Source organism: Pseudoalteromonas sp. SR43-5, assembly GCF_014163835.1.
Lineage (GTDB): Bacteria > Pseudomonadota > Gammaproteobacteria > Enterobacterales > Alteromonadaceae > Pseudoalteromonas > Pseudoalteromonas distincta.
This window is the reverse complement of record NZ_JACJEA010000059.1, coordinates 1-1,453: the sequence shown is the minus strand read 5'-3', so window position 1 is coordinate 1,453 and position 1,453 is coordinate 1. Positions and strand designations below refer to the sequence as shown.

At 51.1% G+C, this 1,453-nt stretch carries 1 rRNA gene (cut by a window edge); it reads left to right on the top strand.

The window, feature by feature from the left end:
- Positions 1–1,422, top strand: a 23S ribosomal RNA gene (locus H5090_RS20700) (it extends 1,566 nt beyond the left edge of the window).
- The last annotated feature ends 31 nt before the right edge of the window (positions 1,423–1,453 follow it).

Genomic DNA, 1,453 nt, shown 5'->3' with positions numbered 1-1,453 from the left:
GACTTAGGTAAATCCGGGTTGCTTTAAGACTGAGACACGAGACGAGTCACTACGGTGATGAAGTTGTTGATGCCATACTTCCAGGAAAAGCCTCTAAGCTTCAGATTATATGGAATCGTACCCCAAACCGACACAGGTGGTCAGGTAGAGAATACTAAGGCGCTTGAGAGAACTCGGGTGAAGGAACTAGGCAAAATCGTACCGTAACTTCGGGAGAAGGTACGCTCCTATCTGTGATGAGACTTGCTCTCTAAGCGGACGGGAGCCGCAGTGACCAGGTGGCTGGGACTGTTTATTAAAAACACAGCACTGTGCAAAATCGCAAGATGACGTATACGGTGTGACACCTGCCCGGTGCCGGAAGGTTAATTGATGGGGTTATCCTTAGGGAGAAGCTCTTGATCGAAGCCCCGGTAAACGGCGGCCGTAACTATAACGGTCCTAAGGTAGCGAAATTCCTTGTCGGGTAAGTTCCGACCTGCACGAATGGTGTAACCATGGCCACGCTGTCTCCACCCGAGACTCAGTGAAATTGAAATCGCAGTGAAGATGCTGTGTACCCGCGGCTAGACGGAAAGACCCCGTGAACCTTTACTACAGCTTGGCACTGAACATTGAACCTACATGTGTAGGATAGGTGGGAGACTTTGAAGCAGCGACGCTAGTTGTTGTGGAGTCGTCCTTGAAATACCACCCTTGTAGTTTTGATGTTCTAACGTTGGCCCCTGAATCGGGGTTACGGACAGTGCCTGGTGGGTAGTTTGACTGGGGCGGTCTCCTCCTAAAGAGTAACGGAGGAGCACGAAGGTTGGCTAAGTACGGTCGGACATCGTACGGTTAGTGTAATGGTAGAAGCCAGCTTAACTGCGAGACAGACACGTCGAGCAGGTACGAAAGTAGGTCATAGTGATCCGGTGGTTCTGAATGGAAGGGCCATCGCTCAACGGATAAAAGGTACTCCGGGGATAACAGGCTGATACCGCCCAAGAGTTCATATCGACGGCGGTGTTTGGCACCTCGATGTCGGCTCATCACATCCTGGGGCTGAAGTCGGTCCCAAGGGTATGGCTGTTCGCCATTTAAAGTGGTACGCGAGCTGGGTTTAGAACGTCGTGAGACAGTTCGGTCCCTATCTGCCGTGGGCGTTTGAGAATTGAGAGGGGTTGCTCCTAGTACGAGAGGACCGGAGTGAACGAACCGCTGGTGTTCGGGTTGTCATGCCAATGGCATTGCCCGGTAGCTACGTTCGGAACTGATAAGCGCTGAAAGCATCTAAGCGCGAAGCAGGCCTCGAGATGAGTTCTCACTAGACTTTTAAAGTCTCTGAAGGGCCGTTGAAGACTACAACGTTGATAGGCAAGATGTGGAAGTGGTGTGAGCCATTAAGCTAACTTGTACTAATTACCCGTGAGGCTTAACCATACAACGCCAAACGCGTTTTATGCGACAGTTT